A 561-nucleotide genomic window follows, 5' to 3' on the forward strand; every position below is an offset into this window, starting at 1 on the left:
ACCCCCACCTGTGGATAACTTTGCAACTGTGTGGATTGCCGTGCCTCGTACGGGTGAGCCGTGGGCCGTACGCCCCGAGCCGTCCACCCGGGCGTGCCCCGTTCCCCTTCGCCTCCCGCTGCCCTCTCCTCTCCCCGGACGCGGGGATGACAGAGAGAGGAAGGCCGCCGGCGCGGCGCGCGACGATACGGCCGTACGGCGACGGCGAGAGGGAAGGGGAAGAGGGGGCGCCGGCCGGGGGCTCAGGCGCGGCCGTCCTGGCAGCGGGCCAGCCACTCGGCCGCCACCACGAAGTCCGCGTCCGAGGTGCCGTGCCGCAACTCGCCCACGTCGGAGGGGTCCACGCCGGCTCGCGGGTACGAGCCGAGGAAGCGCACCTTCGGGCAGATCCGCTTGAGGCCCATCAGCGCCTCGGCGACCCGCCGGTCGGTGATGTGGCCCTCGCAGTCCACGGAGAAGCAGTAGCGGCCGATGCCCTCGCCGGTGGGCCGGGACTCGATCCGCATCATGTGGACGCCGCGGGCCGCGTACTCCTGGAGCAGTTCGAGGAGGGCGCCAGTG

Annotated in this window: 1 pseudogene; it reads right to left on the minus strand. The window is 72.7% G+C overall.

The window, feature by feature from the left end:
• Window positions 1-242: 242 nt before the first annotated feature.
• A pseudogene (locus KUM32_RS39285) lies at window positions 243-561 on the minus strand (prephenate dehydratase); the annotation flags it as partial.

It is taken from the genome of Streptomyces sp. AC627_RSS907, assembly GCF_019049165.1.